Annotated in this window: 16 protein-coding genes; 10 read left to right on the forward strand and 6 right to left on the reverse strand. The window is 49.4% G+C overall.

The annotated features are described in order from the left end of the window. Positions 1-503 precede the first annotated feature (503 nt). On the forward strand, positions 504-785 hold the full coding sequence (locus ACFW2W_RS17355) for an HNH endonuclease (protein ID WP_378181015.1): 282 nt from the start codon (positions 504-506) through the stop codon (positions 783-785). Positions 786-811: 26 nt separating this feature from the next. On the opposite strand, the gene ACFW2W_RS17360 is transcribed toward ACFW2W_RS17355, so the two are convergent. Together ACFW2W_RS17360 and ACFW2W_RS17365 are read right to left on the reverse strand one after the other, a co-directional pair. Continuing rightward, on the reverse strand, positions 812-1708 hold the full coding sequence (locus ACFW2W_RS17360; RefSeq protein ID WP_378180719.1) for a tetratricopeptide repeat protein: 897 nt from the start codon (positions 1706-1708) through the stop codon (positions 812-814). A gap of 216 nt (positions 1709-1924) precedes the next feature. After that, complete coding sequence (locus ACFW2W_RS17365) at positions 1925-2083, reverse strand: hypothetical protein (RefSeq protein ID WP_378180722.1); 159 nt, start codon at positions 2081-2083, stop codon at positions 1925-1927. On the opposite strand from ACFW2W_RS17365, the gene ACFW2W_RS17370 reads away from it, so the two are divergent. Together ACFW2W_RS17370 and ACFW2W_RS17375 are read left to right on the forward strand one after the other, a co-directional pair. Beyond that, entirely contained in the window at positions 2067-4118 is a 2052-nt protein-coding gene (locus tag ACFW2W_RS17370; RefSeq protein WP_378180725.1) for an elongation factor G, read from the forward strand. The genes ACFW2W_RS17365 and ACFW2W_RS17370 overlap by 17 nt on opposite strands. Before the next feature lie 92 nt (positions 4119-4210). Then, positions 4211-4399 carry a DDE transposase family protein gene (locus tag ACFW2W_RS17375; protein WP_378180728.1) on the forward strand — a complete coding sequence of 63 codons (189 nt, stop codon included), beginning with the start codon at positions 4211-4213 and terminating at the stop codon, positions 4397-4399. Positions 4400-4448: 49 nt separating this feature from the next. Here the strand turns inward: ACFW2W_RS17375 and ctpC are convergent, their stop codons facing one another. Both ctpC and ispG read right to left on the reverse strand, forming a co-directional pair. Beyond that, positions 4449-5732, reverse strand: coding sequence for a carboxyl-terminal processing protease CtpC (gene ctpC / locus ACFW2W_RS17380; RefSeq protein WP_378180731.1), 1284 nt, complete (start codon positions 5730-5732; stop codon positions 4449-4451). Between the two features lie 254 nt (positions 5733-5986). Beyond that, positions 5987-7213, reverse strand: coding sequence for a (E)-4-hydroxy-3-methylbut-2-enyl-diphosphate synthase (gene ispG / locus ACFW2W_RS17385; protein WP_378180734.1), 1227 nt, complete (start codon positions 7211-7213; stop codon positions 5987-5989). A 519-nt stretch (positions 7214-7732) separates the two neighbouring features. On the opposite strand from ispG, the gene ACFW2W_RS17390 reads away from it, so the two are divergent. Further along, a complete protein-coding gene (locus ACFW2W_RS17390) occupies positions 7733-8422 on the forward strand; it encodes a Uma2 family endonuclease (protein ID WP_378180737.1) in 690 nt (229 codons plus the stop codon). Positions 8423-8425: 3 nt separating this feature from the next. Here ACFW2W_RS17390 and ACFW2W_RS17395 read toward each other — a convergent pair whose 3' ends face one another. Next, a complete protein-coding gene (locus ACFW2W_RS17395; protein ID WP_378180740.1) occupies positions 8426-9871 on the reverse strand; it encodes a phosphoglucomutase/phosphomannomutase family protein in 1446 nt (481 codons plus the stop codon). Positions 9872-10006: 135 nt separating this feature from the next. Next, positions 10007-10366: a hypothetical protein gene (locus ACFW2W_RS17400; RefSeq protein ID WP_378181018.1), complete on the reverse strand. Its 360-nt coding sequence runs from the start codon at positions 10364-10366 to the stop codon at positions 10007-10009. A gap of 241 nt (positions 10367-10607) precedes the next feature. Between ACFW2W_RS17400 and ACFW2W_RS17405 the strand changes: the two genes are divergently transcribed. The 6 genes from ACFW2W_RS17405 (at position 10608) to ACFW2W_RS17430 (ending at position 18817) form a co-directional block, all read left to right on the forward strand. Beyond that, positions 10608-11447, forward strand: a complete 840-nt coding sequence (locus ACFW2W_RS17405) for a photosystem II manganese-stabilizing polypeptide (protein ID WP_378180743.1) — start codon at positions 10608-10610, stop codon at positions 11445-11447. A gap of 418 nt (positions 11448-11865) precedes the next feature. Continuing rightward, positions 11866-12642: an RNA polymerase sigma factor SigF gene (locus tag ACFW2W_RS17410; protein WP_378180746.1), complete on the forward strand. Its 777-nt coding sequence runs from the start codon at positions 11866-11868 to the stop codon at positions 12640-12642. A 209-nt stretch (positions 12643-12851) separates the two neighbouring features. After that, positions 12852-13877 carry a hypothetical protein gene (locus ACFW2W_RS17415; protein WP_378180749.1) on the forward strand — a complete coding sequence of 342 codons (1026 nt, stop codon included), beginning with the start codon at positions 12852-12854 and terminating at the stop codon, positions 13875-13877. An 11-nt stretch (positions 13878-13888) separates the two neighbouring features. Next, positions 13889-14170: a hypothetical protein gene (locus ACFW2W_RS17420; RefSeq protein WP_378180751.1), complete on the forward strand. Its 282-nt coding sequence runs from the start codon at positions 13889-13891 to the stop codon at positions 14168-14170. Between the two features lie 175 nt (positions 14171-14345). After that, positions 14346-15629 carry a histidine--tRNA ligase gene (gene hisS, locus ACFW2W_RS17425; protein WP_378180754.1) on the forward strand — a complete coding sequence of 428 codons (1284 nt, stop codon included), beginning with the start codon at positions 14346-14348 and terminating at the stop codon, positions 15627-15629. Positions 15630-15754: 125 nt separating this feature from the next. After that, entirely contained in the window at positions 15755-18817 is a 3063-nt protein-coding gene (locus tag ACFW2W_RS17430; protein WP_378180757.1) for a hypothetical protein, read from the forward strand. The last annotated feature ends 37 nt before the right edge of the window (positions 18818-18854 follow it).

An 18854-nucleotide genomic window follows, 5' to 3' on the forward strand; every position in this document is an offset into this window, starting at 1 on the left:
AAATCTAGAAGCTCTGTTAGAATTTTAATATCTCTTTTGCTAGCCATAGCTGTAAATTCACCTAAAAATACTATGCTTATATTTATAGTTAATAAAAAATAGTCTTTACATGTCAATCTGTTCAATCTTTTTAGTAACTTTTTGAGATATTTTTTAATGTTTTTTCTAATTATAACTAATGTTTTGGCATAAAAAGTACTGAAGAGCCATTGTATTTTTGCTAAATTTTAAACTTTGTTACAGCAAATACAATTAGTATCTATCGTAATCTGAAATGATTTGTGAAGACAAAAAGAGTGTTGTTGAACCACAAAGACACAAGGAACACAAAGGAAGATAGAAAGAGGAACTGATTGGTTCGCGAATGAAATAGGATTGCTATAGGATCAATTCTATTAACGTGATGTTTTTAGTGAAATAGGATCTAATCTGAAAATATCCTCACTTTTTACATTGATATATAATGATGTTAGAAAATGGTGAGTTATAAGTATTATCAAAAAATGCAGTGTGAATTGTGTGAAAGAGAAGTGGAGCGATTGACCGTCCATCACTTGATTCCAAGGCAGAAAACTAAACGGAAAAATGAAGATCCAGGTCCGACTGCAAAGATATGTTCTGCCTGCCATCGGCAAATACATAATTTATTTGACAATACGCGATTAGCCCAGGAACTTAATTCCTTGGAAAGGCTGAAGGACGAGCCGCAAATGGAGAAGTTTTTGTCTTGGGTGAAGAAGCAAGACCCGAATAAGCGCGTTAGAGTGCATCGGGGAAACAATTAAAGATTAAAAAACTAATTTTTAATTGTTTAGGGGTTTTGCGATCGCTTTAATAATTCCTCTGCGTTAGAAGCCCACTGGGTATTCCCTTGGGCGGTGTAGAGTTCTTTGGCATATTGCAAAACTTGCTGGGCGTCACTGTAACGACCTTGGCGCAGAAAGACTAACCCGGCGGCATAGTAGGCATTGGGGTAGTTAGAATTAGCCTCCGCAGCCTTGCGAAAGGCAGAGAGGGCTTCGTCTAACTTCCCCTGGTTCATCAGGATGGAACCGAGATTATAATAAGCTTCTGGATATTTAGGACTAATTTTAATGGCTTGCTGAAATGCCTTTTTCGCTTCATTCAGGTTGTTCTGTTGTAGATAAGCTAATCCCAAATGATAAGCAGGTTCCGGTGCTTTGGGACTCAACTGCATCGCTTGTTTAAAAGAGGCGATCGCTCTCTCCCCATCTCCCTGCTGTTCCCTTACCAAACCTAGATTGTAATGAGCAACCCCCAACTTTGGGTTGAGTTCCAGCGCCCGTGACAAATAATCACCCGCCTGCTGCAAGTTGTTGCCCTCAAGCAGCGCTGCACCCAAATTGGCATAGGCGAGAGCAAAGTTAGGATCGGCTTGAATTGCTTGGTAAAAGGCATCTGCTGCTGGCTGCAATTGCCCCACCTGACGCAATGCCAGCCCCAAGTTGTAATGTGCGGGTGCCAGTTTGGAGTCGAGTTGGGCTGCTTGTCGAAAAGAGGCGATCGCTTCTTGTGTTTTTGCCTGCTGAATTAGCTGAAGTCCCTGATTCACCAAGTCCACCGCCGATTGAGCTTGAGCAATTTGTACCGGCGTAGCGGGTGCCCCAGCCACCACTGGCGTCATATTCCCACCCAGTAACAGTATCAACCCCCCAGTCATCCATCTCATCTGTCGGTGCGTTCTCATTCTCCGTGTCACCTTTTTACAATTGTTACGTTTGTTGACCGCCCATTCAGATTTTTTTCTAACAAATTTGAGTTTATTTGTTGCATATATTCATAGAATTTATAGCTAATTAATACTGATTCATTTAACTTAAATTTTTGCTGGGTTTGCTTTAAAAGAAGTTGCAATTTTCCGGTCATTGCCACTAGAACGCGCTAACCTCACATTCAGGGATCGTTAATTCCATCTAACTGTTAACAGCGATCGCCATTGGCACGGGAGAGAGAAAATCCTCCGGGAGTTACCAATGGCATCGGTACCGCCTACTTCTGCGATCGCTAGCATCTCTACATCTTTTTTATTTTGTTGGGGGTGAATTATGAACGAAAAAGTCATGTCCGGGGTACGCAATGTGGCAATTGTTGGCCCCTATTTAAGTGGCAAAACTACGTTACTGGAAAGTTTGCTCTTCGTCACGGGTGCGATTTCCCGCAAAGGTCGCACTTCAGACGGTAACACGGTGGGAGATAGTTCCCAAGAGGCACGCGATCGCCAGATGAGCGTAGAAGTATCAACTGCCAGCACCGAGTACGACAATGTCCGCCTCACCTTTGTCGATTGTCCCGGCTCGGTTGAATTTGCTCAAGAAACCTACAATGCTCTGATTGGCGTCGATGCGGCAATTGTGGTGTGCGAACCCGTGAGCGATCGCGTCATGACTCTCGCGCCTCTATTTAAATTCCTCGACGACTGGGAAATCCCGCACCTAGTCTTCATCAACAAAATGGATCGGGCGAACAACAACTTCATGGACGTGCTGCACGCCCTGAAAACGGTCTCTAGTCGCCCCGTCATCCCACACCAATATCCCATCGGTCAAGGCGAACAACTCAGCGGCTTTATCGACCTGGTAAGCGAACAAGCTTATCACTACCATCCCGGTGCCGCCGCCGACCCGGTGCCGATGCCAGATGCCCTCAAAGAGCAGGAACAAGCCGCCCGTGCCGAGATGCTGGAGGAATTGGCAAATTTTGACGACCACCTGCTAGAAGAACTGCTAGAAGAAATTAACCCGCCCCAAGAAGAAATTCTCCAAGACTTGAAGATGGAGTTAGGGGCAGATTTAATCGTGCCTGTATTCCTGGGCGTTGCCGAGCAAGATTACGGAGTGCGACCGCTGTTGGAAGCGTTGTTGCGAGAAGCACCCGACCCATCCACCACTGCCGAACGTCGGGGAATCGTTCTCCATGCCGATGCCCCCCTCGCGCAAGCGATTAAAACCTATTACACTCCTCAAGGCGGTAAAATCTCCCTGGTGCGGGTGTGGCAGGGCAGATTGACCGATGGAATTGTCCTCAATGGCGTTCGGACTGGTGGCTTGTACCGTTTGATGGGTCAGCAACAACAGCCACTGACTTCAGCCGAAGCCGGTGAGATTGTCGTCTTGGGACGCTTAGAGGGAATTAAAACTGGCGATACCTTGACCGCTTCCGGCGACCCACTGGCAACCGAACTCCCCAAAGCCGAGCAAATGGCACCCGTTTTTGCTTTAGCAATTACGCCCGAAAAACGCAACGATGAAGTTAAACTTAGTAGCGCCATCAGCAAGCTGCTAGAAGAAGACCCCTCCCTGGCTTGGGAACAACACGGCGACACCCACGAAGTCATCCTTTGGGGTCAAGGTGAAATTCATCTGCAAGTTGCCCTCGACCGACTGCGGCGCAAGTACAACCTGCCAATGACCACTCACCAGCCGCGCGTTCCCTACAAAGAAACCATCCGCAAACCCGCCTCGTCGATTCACGGGCGCTACAAGCACCAAAGTGGCGGTCACGGGCAGTTTGGCGATGTTTATCTGGATATCAAGCCGCTGTCGCGTGGCGAAGGCTTTAACTTCAGTCAAGCAATTGTCGGTGGCGTCGTACCGAGACAGTATATTCCTGGCGTTGAGACGGGTGTCCGGGAGTATTTGGTACATGGCCCCTTGGGCTTCCCAGTGGTCGATGTGGGAGTGACGCTAACCAATGGTTCTTACCACTCGGTTGATAGTTCCGAACAAGCGTTTAAACAAGCGGCGCGAATTGCCATGCAGGAAGGAATGCCCAAGTGCGAACCAACGCTCTTAGAACCGATTACCGCGATTCAGGTGTGTGCCCCTGCCGAATTTACCTCTAAGGTACTCCAGCTGGTAAGCGGACGCCGGGGACAAATTCTCGGCTATGAAGGGAAGTCGGATTGGTCTGGTTGGGATTGCGTTTCTGCTTACTTACCCCAAGCAGAGATGCACAACTTTATTGTGGAATTGCGATCGCTCACAATGGGCGTCGGCTTCTTCAACTGGAAGTACGACCATCTCCAAGAAGTCCCAGACAAGCTGGTTGAACGAGTGATAGCAACTTCTGGAAACGGCAACGGCAACAGCGCACATTAACTAAAAAAGTTATGAGTTTTGAATTGATTGCCGATCATTCAAAACTCATAACTAAGCCACTCTTCAAGGCGTTTTTTGCGAATCTTCACCTAATGACAAACACACAAACCTGGTATATTGTCAAGCGTAACGAGGGAAAATGCGAAATCCTCCCTAGCGATCGCGTCGAAGGAGAGGATAAATCAGCTTTTGTGGAACGCTGGGGACCATTTGATTCCCAAGAGGAAGCGATCGCTCGTCGCGTCGGCTTAATTCGCGCCCGAAAGTGCCAACCCCAATAAGTTTTGAATTTTGAGTGTTGAATTTCAACTCAAAACTCAAAACTCAAAACTATTTCTGCGCCTGGTTTCCTCGCTGGGCGGCAATCTTCTGATTCAGCACTTCCAGCGCTTTGGCATATTGGGGATCGTCCGGGCTGCCAATTTTATCACGATCGGTTTGCAATGCCTTGCGCTGAGCTTCCGTCATTTCCAGCACCACATCCGGCTTGATCCCCGCGTGATTAATATCGCGCCCGCTAGGAGTGTAATACTTAGCGATCGTCACCGCCAGACCCGAACCATCCCCCAGACCCCGCACCGATTGCACCAAACCCTTACCAAAGGTCTTTGTCCCCACCAAAACAGCCCGCTTGTTATCCTGCAACGCCCCTGAGAGGATTTCGCTGGCACTCGCCGATCCGCCATCCACCAACACCACCAACGGTTTATCTGTGAGGGCGCGATTATTAGCTGTCTCTCGTTCCCTTTCCCCCTGCCGATCCACAGTTGAGACAATAGTGCCGTCTTTTAACCACATCTGAGCAATTTCAATACTGGCGTAGAGTAATCCGCCTGGGTTAGAACGCAGATCCAAAATGTAGCCATTCACCTTCTGCTGTTCTAAACCCTTAATCGCATCTGCCATTTCCTTAGCAGCATTGGCGCTAAACTGATTGAGACGAATGTAGCCTATCTCACCCGTAGGACTGTTCTGCTTGCTAGAGCGCACCGGATGGATGGCAATCCGCGCCCGTTTCAGGGGAAATACTAATTCCTTCTCGCCCCGCTGAATGGTCAACGTCACTTCCGTTCCCGGTTGTCCTCGGATCAGGCGCACAGCGTCATTGACATCCATGCCCTCGGTACTCTTACCATCAATTTTCTTGATAGTGTCCTTTGCCAGAACACCAGCCTTAGAAGCTGGTGTATCTTCAATTGGCGCAATAACCGTTAGCTTTTTCGTTTCCTCATCTTGAGCGAGTTGAATGCCAACCCCAGTTAATTCCCCAGAAGTATCAATCTGCATACTCTTGAACTCTTCTGGGTCCATGAACCGGGTGTAGGGATCGTTCAGTTTTTTCAGCATTTCCCGGATCGCCTCATAGGCTTCCTTCTTGCTGGAATAAGAGCGGTTCAGGTATTGTTGACGAACTGCCCGCCAATCGACTTTGTTGAAGGTGCCATCCACGTAACTGCGGTCAATAATCTGCCACACTTCGTCTACAAGTTCCTTGGGACTTTCACGAAAAAAAGCCTGACCTTGAGACAGATGAATACCAGCGCCCGTAACAGCAACAGTCGATAATACCAGTGCTGTCGCACCGAGAACGATCCCGCGTTTTGTAATTACCATGATCCTTTCTGAGCCGGTGGGAAACTACTGCCAAGGAATTACGCTAACTCTAGCACAGGGCATACCTGGAAGCCGGAGAGCGCAATTATTTATCCAGCTGCACTAAGTGCAAGTCCGGAAGTAGAGAGTTTTAAGTTTTGAGTTGTAGAAACGCGATTTATCGCGCCTGATTTATCGCGCCTGAGGTTTAAATTAATGCTTTCCTCAACACTTATTTTGTGAGTTTTGAATTAACTTTTCTCTCAACACTCAACTTAAGGATCGACCCAACGTCCGTCTGCCTTAATTAAATTAATCAACTCTTCAACTCCTTGAGACTCTGGCACTTTTTTGATTTCTTCTCTGCCACGATACAGAGAGATGAAACCGGGCTGTTTACCAACATAACCATAGTCGGCATCCGCCATTTCTCCGGGGCCATTGACAATACATCCCATGACTGCTATATCAAGACCTGTAAGATGTTTGGTGGCTTCCCGCACTTCGTGCAGCACTTCTTCTAGATTAAACAATGTCCGCCCACATGAGGGGCAGGCGACATATTCCACCATCGTTTTCCGCAATCCCAGTGCTTGCAGAATGCTGTAGCAAACGGGAATCTCTTTTTCCGGTGCTTCGGTGATTGATACTCGAATCGTATCGCCAATACCATCAACTAGCAGAGGAGCAATGCCTGCGGTGGACTTAATGCGTCCGTATTCGCCATCACCCGCTTCAGTGACACCGAGATGCAAGGGATACTCCATGCCTAGCTCATCCATCCGCTGTGCCATCAGACGATAAGCTGCTAACATCACCGGCACCCGCGAGGCTTTCAGAGAGATTACCAGGTTGCGGAAGTCAAGAGATTCACAAATTTTGATAAATTCTAGGGCAGATTCCACCATGCCTTCTGGGGTATCGCCGTAGGTAAACAGCATCCGTTCGGCGAGAGAACCGTGGTTGACGCCGATTCGCATTGCCTTACCTTGATCGCGCAAGGAAACTACCAGGGGTTCTAAAGTTTCGCGGATTTTTTCGCCAATTTCATCAAATTCGGCTTGGTTGTATTCGCTTCTATCCGACTTTGGCTTTTCAAACACATACAACCCCGGATTAATCCGCACCTTATCAACGTGCTTGGCAACTTCCAGGGCAATCTTCATGCCGTTGTGATGCACATCAGCTACCAGCGGCACTGGTTGATAGGTTTGAGCTAATTTCTGCTTGATTTGGGCTAAAGCTTTAGCATGACCGATACTTGGCACGGTGACGCGGACAATTTCGCAGCCAATCTCGTGCAGGCGGCGAATTCCGGCAACCGATCCATCAATATCAAGCGTGTCTTCATTAATCATGGACTGCACTACCACTGGGTAGTTGCCGCCAATCGTGACATTCCCCACCTTGACGGGACGAGTTTTGCGCCGCTTGATAGTGGTGTCAAAGGAGGGTTGACTGGAAGATGCACTGGTAGTGCTTGGATTGGGCAGGGTTTGCATAACCTTTTCTTTAATTTTGGCTTTCCTGTCTGTTTCTCAGATTGCCACAGAAAGGGGTCTCTTTGGCTAAGTCAGCTTTTACAGGACTTACGCAAAGCTTATACATATAGAGTTTTGTAGGGGCAATTCCCCAGGGGGAAAGCGGAAGGGCAGATGTGGTGATGTTGTGTAAGTCCTGATAAATTCAACTGATTATCGAGCAAGAAATGCCAGTTTTATTGGCGAGTGTCCAGAAAATTTATTCGAGGAAGTATTGAGGCACATTAAGCCAATCTTGTTTTAGCGTGCTTTTAATCAACTTTTAATGAACCAGAAGCAGTGTTTAAAGTCTTTAGTTTAGTCAGCCTTGAAATTCATTTTTGTCCATTCACAAAAGCTATCCTGCTGGCATCAGAACATTTGTACCTTTATTAAAGGTTATTGAAATAGCGATCGCATCCTTTCACCCTAATCCCGTTTGTCCCTCACTGTTGCTAAACTCATAGTAACTAGCATCTTGCTATCGGGAGCAACGCTGCCATGTCCCTCGCCAAAGATTTAGACACTCCAGAAGATGTTATCTTTCCACCCAGCGATTTACTGAGTGACGAACCGCCTTTGGAAACTTACCTGCATTTGCAGCAAATGCTGCTGCTGATAAAATGCCTTGACTGGTGGTGGCGAAGCCGCAACGACTTCTTTGTTGCTGGCAATCTCAGCATCTACTACAGTCCGCGCCAGCGCAAATCGGAGGACTTCCGAGGACCAGATTTTTTCGTAGTGTTGGGAACTGAACGCAAATCCCGTAAAAGTTGGGTGGTTTGGGAGGAAGATGGCAAGTATCCGAATGTAATTGTAGAAATTCTCTCAGACAAGACAGCCGCCACAGACAGAGGCTTGAAGAAACAGATTTACCAAGATATCTTTCGCACGCCCAACTATTTCTGGTTTGACCCCGAAACGTTAGAATTTGCTGGTTTCCAGTTATTGGCAGGTCAGTACCAAACGCTGGAACCCAATCAGCAAGGATACTTGTGGAGCCAACAATTAGAGTTATATTTAGGTATTCACGAGAGAAAGTTGCGCTTTTTCACTGCCGAGGGGCAGCTAGTTGAGTTACCTGAAGAAGCAGCCCAAGTGCAACGGCAGCAGAAGGAGTTGGCTCAAGCTAGGGCAGAGAGATTAGCTGCTAAACTACGGGAATTGGGTATCGATCCAGATACTTTGTAGCGCTTAAACTGAATTCGCCCAATTTTTCGCCCACTCTAAGGTGTGATGAACTTGCTTCAGAGTTGGCGCTTCGCAGTACAGCCGCAAAACGGGTTCTGTTCCGCTGAAGCGAATCATCAACCAACTATCATCGACTAACCGAAACTTATAACCATCAATCGTTAGGCAATCGATTACCGACCGACCGGCAATCTCAGTTAAGGGCGTATTTTGTAATTGTTCTAGCAGGCGCGATCGCACTTCCATACTCGCTAATGGTAGGTCAATGCGGTCGTAGGCAGAATTAAAGCCGGTTTTCTCCTGCAAGCGCTGGTAGAGGTCACTGAGATCCATTCCTGATTGCGCGATCGCTTCCAGCAGATACAGCGCTGACAACAGCCCATCTCGTTCTGGAATATGATTGCCGTAGCCAATCCCTCCCGACTCTTCGCCACCGACTAACACCTGAGTCGTTAACATCCGGTCGGCGATGTACTTGTAGCCAATTGGCGTCTCATACACCGGCAGATTGTACAGGGAGGCTACGCGGGGAAACAAGTCGGAACCACTCACTGTTTTAACGACTTCGCCCGTCAATCCCCGCCGCGATGCCATGTGTTCGATCAAAATTGGGATGAGAATTTGGGAACTGAGGAAATTTCCCTGTCCATCGACAGCAGCAATGCGATCGCTATCTCCATCAAACACAAACCCCACTGCCAACCCATCAGCAATGCGGCGTCGGTGAGTCCGCATCTGCCGAAACATCTGGGAAAGGTAACGCGGCAAAGGTTCCGGCGCACCGCCACCAAACAAAGGATCGCGGGAACTATTAATTTCCTGAATTGGCATTTGCAGCAGTTGTTCTAGTCCAGTCGCAGCAGCACCGTGCATCACATCAGCAAAGACAGTGAGCTTATGTTGGGCGATCGCATCCTGAATGCAAACAATATCCACTTTCGCCCGTAGCGCTTCGCAGTAATTGGGCCAAGGGTCGAACATCTCCAAACTTCCAGGCGTCGTCGAAAATGGTGACGGTTCCTTCTCTAACAACGCTTCAATCTGCTGAGTAATTTCCGGGGGAACCGATCCCCCAAATGCGCCCTTGACTTTTAAACCCAAATATGCTCCAGGATTATGACTAGCGGTAATCACCAAAGCTCCCAAAGCTTTCCGTTGATAAGCCGCCCAGCTGAATGCCGGGGTTGGGGCATAACTACTGCTGCTGAGAACATCAAATCCCGCTGCTTGCACGACTTGTGCCACTTTACGGGCGAACGTTTCCGCCATAAAGCGCCGGTCATAACCCACAATAATCGTGCGGCTACCGGTCGTCTCACCATAGACATTTGCTAGGACTTGTGCCGCTAACGGTGCTACCAAAGCCACCCGCTCAAACGTGAAGTCTGCGGCGATGATGCCTCGCCAGCCATCTGTACCAAACTTAATCGGATTAACAGCAACCGGCATAAATTAAGCAGGGGGTTAGTGTTCAGAGATTGCAGTGATAACTGGAGGATCTTAGCATCTGTTGTACTCTATAGCCCAATAAAGATTGACTAGCTTCACCCGCGGGCGAGTCAAGTCAGTGAAATAGTTTTGCCTTCAACCTTCCTGAGTCGGCTGGGTTTCTAACTCCAGTGTGAGAGGGTGTGAAGAATTGGGCGATTCTGCGGCTGAGAGCTTTTCTAAAAGCGATCGCAGCTTCATCCGCTCAATATAGGGCCAACCGCCCCCTTCTTCCATATCCTTCAGCAAGGCGTATAGAGCCTGACGATTATCCGGTAAAGACGCCTGAAACACACCATCTCGAATCTCACGATGCCAACTTTCCAAAGCCCGCAGCAACGCCAACAGAGCCAGAGTATCCCCCTGGCAAGTCTGTGCCAAAGCGCGAACAGAAGTAGCGATCGCTTGCAGTTCCGGCTTCTGAAGCTCCAATTCTAAATTCTCTTCGCTGTTCACGCCATCCCCTTTAGTCCGTTTGATCAACTCAACTTTAACCGAGTCTTTCACTGACTGAAATGGTCAATTTACACTGAGCTTCAGGATAAAGGCAACACAAAGCCTTGTAAAATTCACTGTAGAGATTCTGAGCCGAACCATTCCGAGCCTAATTAAGAATTTCACTTTTGTCTGTTGTAACTTAAGCCCAATACCAGATTCTACTGGTACGGATTCCTAGATTAAATATTTGAGGTTGACCATGAGGTATCGCGCTTTCATTGTTGCCTTCCTAGCTTTGTGCTTGGGGGTATTAACTGCTTGTAGTGAAGGTCCAGCCGCTGCGACCAGCGTTCCCACTCCACTCACTTACGACCAAATTCGAGGCACAGGGCTTGCTAATAACTGCCCGCAACTGTCAGAAACGACACGCGGTGCCATTCCCATTCAGCCTCGTCAGTCGTATGCTTTGACGAACCTGTGCTTACAGCCAACCAGCTTCTTTGTCAAAGAAGAATCGACTAACAAACGTCAATCCGCCCAATTCATTCCGGGTAAGTTGTTGACCCGGTACACTTCTAGCATCGACCAGGTGCTGGGTAAATTGCAAGTTGATGAAGATCGTCGTTTGACCTTTATTGAACAGGATGGTCTCGACTTCCAAGCCATTACCGTCCAGCTACCGGGTGGTGAGCGAGTGCCCTTTCTATTCACGATTAAAAATCTGGTTGCCAAAAGCCAGCCGGGGATGGATAGCATTAACACCTCGACTGACTTTGAAGGCGAGTTTAACGTTCCCTCCTATCGGGGAGCAGCTTTCCTCGATCCCAAGGGTCGCGGTGTGGTCACTGGCTATGACAATGCAGTGGCACTCCCCAGCCAAGCTGATGAGAAAGACCTGACACGTGCGAATGTCAAGCGTGCCGAAACCCTTAAGGGCGAAATTTCTCTCCAAGTCGCTAAAGTGGATAACGTCACAGGTGAAATTGCCGGTACGTTTGAGAGCGAGCAGCCATCCGATACCGATCTAGGCGCTGGCGAAGCCAAGGAAGTGAAAATTCGCGGCATCTTCTATGCTCGGATTTCTCCAGAGCAGGCTTAAATCTGCTCATTAGCACCGAGTCACCCTGCTTGGCTTTGCTGGCAGGTGAAGAAAAGGGGTTTGGAAGCCCCTTTTTTCTTTTCCTTTGCTCCCGTCAGCATCTGCTGCTTAATGCTTCTGCCTGCACTCCGCAATCATGCGAGTGATTACCACAAGAGAGTTTCTCGGTGAAAATGCTGTTGTAATTGACCAGGGCCAGAGAATAAACTGAATTTTGAAGCGACCAAAAGAAAGCAACTTATCGCAATTTGGGGAAAATGCTACATTTGGTGGCGTTTCCCCAACTGCATTTGTTAGCTTCCGGCTTAAAGTTTTGTTATCGAAACCTATGTTTAACATCACAGCACGCACTTCAAAAACAGAATATAACCGAAATAAACGTTTTTAACCGGGCCACTCTACCAATTGAACTTCGTGTATGTATAGCACTGTCACTCCCGAACTGAAGCTTGAGAGCTTACGGCTGTTACGAGAGTACCAGCAAAATCGTTCAGATACTGTTCGCAATCAGCTGGTAAAACTGAATTTTGGACTGGTGAGAAAAGAAGCCCATCACTGGGTTAATCAGTGTACAGAAAGCTACGAAGACTTGCTTCAGGTCGGCTGTTTAGGCTTAATTCGAGCGATTGAGCGCTTTGATTTGTCCAAGGGTCACGCCTTCAGTTCCTTTGCCATCCCCTACATTCGCGGAGAAATTCAGCACTATTTACGGGATAAAGGCGGCTCATTCCGCATTCCTCGGCGTTGGGAAGCACTGCACTATCAGGCAGTTTCTTTGGCGCGGTATTTCCAGCAGAAGTACAACCGATCCCCTACCGATTCAGAGGTGGCACTAAAGCTAGAAATTTCACAGGCAGAATGGCAGGAAATCAAGTTGGCCTTTCAAAACCGCGAACTTGTCAGCTTAGATGTACCCCTAGGGGATGGTTCTGAAGGTGCGACTTGCTTAGGTGAAATCGTCCCAGACCCGCAATATCGGAGTTTTCAGTTAGCGCAAGAAGACCAGCTTCGCCTGCAACAAGCTTTAGTTCAGCTAGAAAAGCGAACCCGCGAAATCTTGGAATTTGTTTTTTTACACGACTTAACGCAAAAGGAAGTCGCAGAACGCTTAGACATCAGTGTTGTGACAGTTTCTCGGCGGGTCAAAAAGGGACTGGATGCGCTGAAAAAGTTAATGGCAGGGGCTGACGATTGACACTTCCAACAACCGGAAACTGAGATTCCCGATTCAGTGAAGAAAGTAACACAAACGCGATAGTTTGATCTCAGTCCACTAAACTGAATATATAGATGGGTGTTTTTGCACACATTTAATCAAATAAATTATCCGCATATATTAGAACTGTTGAAAGCAAACAGGGAATTTCTATTGGCGGATGCAGGTAAAGCACTGGGGAACTGGTCATGCGTCAACATTCATGGATTGCGTTTTTGGGAATGCTTGCTCTGTTAGCGGGGGGCTGTTCGCAGGGAGAGGATACGGCTGTAGCTCCTAGCCCTAGTATTTCTCCGGCTCCGTCTGTACCAACTGCTTCACCAACAGCCCAGCCAACTCCCGTAGGCAAGTCAACTTTTTCCAATCCGACGATTGCCCAAAAACCGGCAAGCGTTCCTGGGCTTTCCGGCTTGATTCCATCCACGAATTCTGATGTGCGGCTGCGAGAAATTCAGAAAGGACGGCAAGATCCGTTTGCACTTGTTCCCCTGAAGCCAATTGTGGAAGTGACACCAAACGAGACGGGTTCGGGTTCGCCTCCCCCTCCATTTCCGGCTCCTGGTTTAGCTCCTCCTCAGGGTTTGGCTCCTGGGCGTCGCATTCCCGTACCGCCACCCCTGCCCCTTGTCAGACCTTCCAGAACGTCCAGAACGACTGGAGGCGGAGGTAATGCTGGCAGTCGGGCGATCGCTGGCGGAAGGACGACGATACGACCCGCTACCGCTCCCAATGGCAGAAATGGGGTGACTGCGGGTAGGAGAAACGCTACGCCTCCGGGGAACAGAAACGGTATAGCTCCAGGTAGTCGGATTGCTACGGCTCCTCGGATTCCTGCTCCCGCGCCACTTCTACCCAAACTGCCGCCGCTACCAGAACCAAACCTGGCAAGAAGTGTAGAAGTCACAGGAGTGGTTCAGGTGGGTGGTGAACCTCAGGCAATTGTGAAGGTACCAAACGAGCCAAGTCGCTACGTCGGAGTGGGACAGCGTTTATCCAATGGACAGGTGCTAGTCAAGCGGATTGAAGTTAATAATGGTGCCAGTCCGGTGGTGATTTTGGAGCAATACGGCAGAGAAATTGCCAGACGGGTTGGGGAAAAACCAATTGCAACGCCCGATCAACCCGGTACACCGACGGCTGTTGCTCCTGCTCGCCCAACCAGCGACCAATGGCTCTCCTCAAGCTTAAACAAGTACCACGATCAGTTGTTGTAGGAGTTGAAAGGGTGCAGACTGCTGGAGGAGAACGGCTGCGGTATCAAATTCGCTTCCCTGAGTTGCCCTTAGCGGTGTATCGGGAAATCGCTGCCCATTTGCGTCAGGTGGAAGGGGTAGACACAGGTCTGGTTCCCCAGCCTTCGGGGCAATCGTTCGACTATAATCAAAGCCAAGTTGGCGGCTTGTGGATTCAGTATGCAGAAGATGCCGATTTATCGAGTCGCCAACGGGTCAAGCAGATTTTGGACTACTATAGTCAGCGCTATTGTCCTTGGGAGGAAAACCCATAAATTTTGGATTTTAGATGGATTGTGAATCTAAAATCTAAAATCTTCAGTGTCACGAAGTTTTCGCCAATGCAATGACCTAACCCCCTTCCCCCTTCCCTAGCTTTCTAAGGGGGTAAAGTTAAAAATCCAGGGGGTGAAAAACTCATGACACTCACTAAAATCTAAAATCTAAACAATGGGAAGCATTCAAGCGATACGGGGAACGCGGGATATTCTGCCCGAAGAAGTCGGGTACTGGCAATGGGTAGAATCGGTCGCACGGGATATTCTAAGCAGAGCGGCTTATCAAGAAATTCGCACCCCGATTTTTGAGCTGACGGCGCTATTTGAGCGCGGGATTGGCGAAGCTACAGACGTGGTAGGGAAGGAAATGTATACCTTCAAGAGTCGGGGGGAAAATCCTTATTCTATGACCCTGCGACCGGAGGGAACGGCTGGGGTGGTGCGCTCTTATATTGAACACGCTCTTGATGTCAAAAGTGGGATTCAGCGCCTCTGGTATTTGGGACCGATGTTTCGTTACGAAGCTCCCCAGAAGGGACGACAGCGGCAATTTCACCAGCTGGGTGTAGAGGTGTTGGGGACTGCGGATTCGAGGGCAGATGCAGAGGCGATCGCGATCGCTAACTCAATCCTCGAAACCCTCGGTCTAAAAAATCTCCGCATGGATATCAACTCGGTGGGAAATCCTGAAGATCGACAGCGTTATCGGCAAGCACTGGTAGATTACCTGACTCCCTACAAAGAAGAGTTAGACTCGGATTCGCAGGTACGGCTGAGTCGCAATCCCTTACGCATACTGGATAGTAAGGATCGGGGGACGCAAGCAATTGTTCAAGATGCTCCCAGTATCTTGGATTATCTGAGTGCAGATTCTTGTCGCTACTTTGAGCAAATCCAAGCACGTCTGGCTGATTTGGGGATTTGTTATCAACTGAACCCGCGTCTGGTGCGCGGTCTGGATTACTACACCCACATTGCCTTTGAAATTATCTCGGACGACCTGGGAGCGCAAGCAACTGTCTGTGGTGGCGGACGCTACGATGGGCTGGTGGCAGAACTGGGGGGACCAGAGACACCAGCGGTGGGTTGGGCAATGGGCTTGGAACGCTTGATCATCCTGCTGCAACAGCTGCAAGAGGCACCCGTACCGACGTTGGATTTTTACGTGGTTTCCAGAGGCGAGAAAGCCGAATCGCAAGCTTTACAATTGGCTCAAAAATTACGTCGAGCTGGGTTTACCGTGGATCTAGACTTGAGTGGAAGTGCTTTTAAAAAGCAGTTCGCTAGGGCTGACCGTAGCGGTGCAGTTGCTTGCTTGGTTTTGGGAGAAGAGGAAGCAGAGAACCAAACCGTCAAGCTGAAGTGGATGGCATCGAAGGAGCAGAGTGCGATCGCTCAAACTGAATTATTAGGAATGATCGAGGAACTGCGGCAGCAGATTAAAGTAAAAAGGTAACAGGAATAGGAAGTATGAAGTGTGAAGTTTGGCGTGTAATAATACGTCACACTGTCTTTCAGCCGCGCCTCTAACTCTAACTTCATCCTTTATACTTCATCCTTTATGCTTGCTGCTTGCCTCCTATGGAATACTGGCAATTTCTGATACAACAAGAGGGCGATTCCTCCTGGCTCTCCCTAGAGACACCAAGTGTGGAAATCGAAGAAGGTCGGTATCGGGTGGTTGCTCACTCCAGCCGTCCCAACACCGAGGTGGAAATTCGCATCACCTATGACAGCACTGAGGAAGTTCCCCCCAAGCGCCGGTTTCAGAAGCGATCGCGCCGCACCAACGCCGAAGGTTTGATGGTGGTCATTCCCTTCACCTACCTCAAGTCGGGGCGATGGGAGTTGCGCTGCCATAGCGATATCATGTCAGATTTCCTCGGCAACACTTGGCAGCAGGCGATTCAATTCCAGGTTTTGCCAACCTCCCTGGCAGACGCAGATGTCGATCCAGTGGGACAAATGCGACCCGTTTGGAGGCAAGAGGCAGGTGTCGCCAGCGAAACCCTCCAAGAATCATCCGCCGGTTCTGCCGCTGACCTCCCCGTTCACCCTGCCCCGACAACCACCGAAATCACCGCTGACGTTGACCTTCCAAATCCAGATTTGCCCGATCCCAGTACCTCTTCCCAAGTAGACGAATCGGCGACAGAGGCGATGACTGATGCTGGGTGGGAAGAAGACGAAGATGAGGCAGTTAATGAATTATTCCTCTCCTTTGGGGCATCGGAGTCACAAAGGTGGGAAGCGGCACCGAAGCGCACCCCTCCGAAGGCGGCAGTGCCCGTCAGCCGCCTCGTAGAACACTCGCTACAAATGGTGGACGAAATCTTACACGAAGTCGTCGATCCGGTCTGGCAAGCTTTTGAGCCGACATCTACAGCTCGTGGGGCAATACCGCAGAGTGAGTTTTCGGGCGATTCCTTAACGTCTCCCTCTGCCAGTGCCTCGTCGGAGCTTGCCTTTTCTGCCGCCGAAAGGGGTTACTCAGCAGAAACTGAGTCGCCGGAAATTGAAGCACCGATACGACTGACCCTCGATCGGGAAACGCTGGTAGTGCGTCGGGGAGAGCTAATTACCTTCAGCGGACAAGTGGAGATCCCAGACAGTTTTAGGGATTTGCATCTTTTGCAGCCAGACGTACTGCGAATTGAAATGCGCGATCCGCAAAACTCACAAATCTTGGTAGATGTCCAGCAGTTGATACCCGAACAGGTGCCGAGCTTTTCTTTTAGCTGTAATTTAGAGCTGCCGGAAAATTGCCAAACCCGGTTGATTTTGGGAGAAGTCACGTTAATCGATGAGGCTCAGACAGTCTTGGTGACTCACTCCTTTACCGTGACCGCCGATTTGGAAGAGTTACTCGACGCTCTAGCTCACGATAAACATCACGCAAATTTATTGAACCCGCCGTTAGACTCTCTTTTGGCAGAGACACCCTCTATCGATTCATCTTTCCTCGATCTGGTGGAAACGGCAAAAGATACTCAGCCGCTGCACTTAGAACCTTTGCCCAATAAACCCCTACCGGATCAGATTGCTAAATCCGATCCTGCCCCCTTCGCCGCGCTTAAACCCCCCGAACTTCCAGCAATTGCTTCCGATACCGAGGCAACAGGGAATGGGGAGGCAACGGATAGCGATGAGCCTGAGGATATTGCTTTGCGCGATCGCAATGCATCAGTAACTTCTGAACCTCCGTCCGTGGTATCCCTCCCCCCGCAACTTTATCGACCCGATCCTGCCAATCCAGTCAATCGCTCGCTTAAACTTCCGGTAATTTCCGATCCGATGCCTGCAATCGAGCGCCGCGAGAATGCCGACACGCCCATCGCTCAAGAGGAAGATTTATCTTCTGCCCTAAATCCTCCCCAACCTGTTGACGCCCCTCCAGAGGGGGCTGCACCTGATGTAGAGCAGTTATTTGATAATTTATTGAATAACTTAGCCCAGACTTGGCAGCGTCCAGAGGAACCCGCTCGAACAGATGCCAGCGAGTCGGCGGATACAGATTTGCACGCTCACCAGGACGTAACTGTTGAAGATGCTTCTAACACCGAGGGGGCAGAAAACTCCGCCGAACAATCCGCTGAACAAAAAGCCCAGCCGTCGGCAGACTCCCAGGCATCGCCCCTAGATACGGCTTTTGCGACCCTGAAGCTGCAAGATCGTTTTTTGTCACGGTTGAACGACCTAGCAACTGATGAGGAATCTTCAGCATGGCTGCAACCTGAGGAGGTACTTTCGACGCAGGAGTCTACGGAGGAAACAGAGCCTCCAGCAGACCTGACCGACGGCAGCCAAGACACTGACGTTGCGGATGGAACCGAAGCCACTGCTGCCGAGCCGCAGGGGGAAACTGACTCTGACCGCTTGCCACCGATGCCGACAGACTGGGAAATCGTGGCACTATTGCTAGACCAACAACCTCCTCTGCCAGAGTTGGAGGAAGAATTGGGTGAAGATGCCGGTATTGCTAGCGATGCAACGAACAATCCCCAAGAGGTGGGAGCAGCCTCTGCTCAACTGCCAGAAACTCCGCCGACGGCTGTTGAGATGGCTAAGAATGTTTTATCGATGGCAGAGTCTGCTGTTAACTGGACAGAGCGAGAGATTGTGGTAGACGATGACCCCTCTTTTCTCCCTCCGGGCACCAGTGGGCGAGGAGGGTATGGCTGGCGAGAAGCCTCCGCTAGGGGGATACAACCAGGGCGATCGCGTTTTCCCAATGCGGGGCGGGATTATCCCCCAGAACCGCAGCCATCGTCGCTGGACGAGGAACCAGTGCCAGCGCCTGAGCTAGTTTTACCAGAAGGCGAACTGATTGCCGGACAACCATTGGGTGTCCGCTTGAAATTGATGTCTGATTTATCTCGCTTCTATGTCAAACTGTGGGTGCATGACCGCCAAACGCGATCGCTACTGGATGGTCCCCGATGGCTGGTAGATTTTACGCCTACTGGCTTAGAATCCCTGGAGGCAACGACTCAGCTAACAGTGCCGTTCGGGAGCGTAGAAATCCGTTTTGAGGCAGTCACGGTCGATACTTATACCCAACGGGAGAGTCATAAAGTAACCGTTGACCGTATAGTTATCCCCCCCGATTTGCCCAACTGGTCGCTAGATGAGTTTGCGGATTAAGCGCTTGTTAAAAATTTTTATGATTCGGTTCTTGGTT

The organism is Coleofasciculus sp. H7-2, assembly GCF_042747725.1.
In the GTDB taxonomy this organism is placed as follows: Bacteria; Cyanobacteriota; Cyanobacteriia; order Cyanobacteriales; family FACHB-T130; genus FACHB-T130.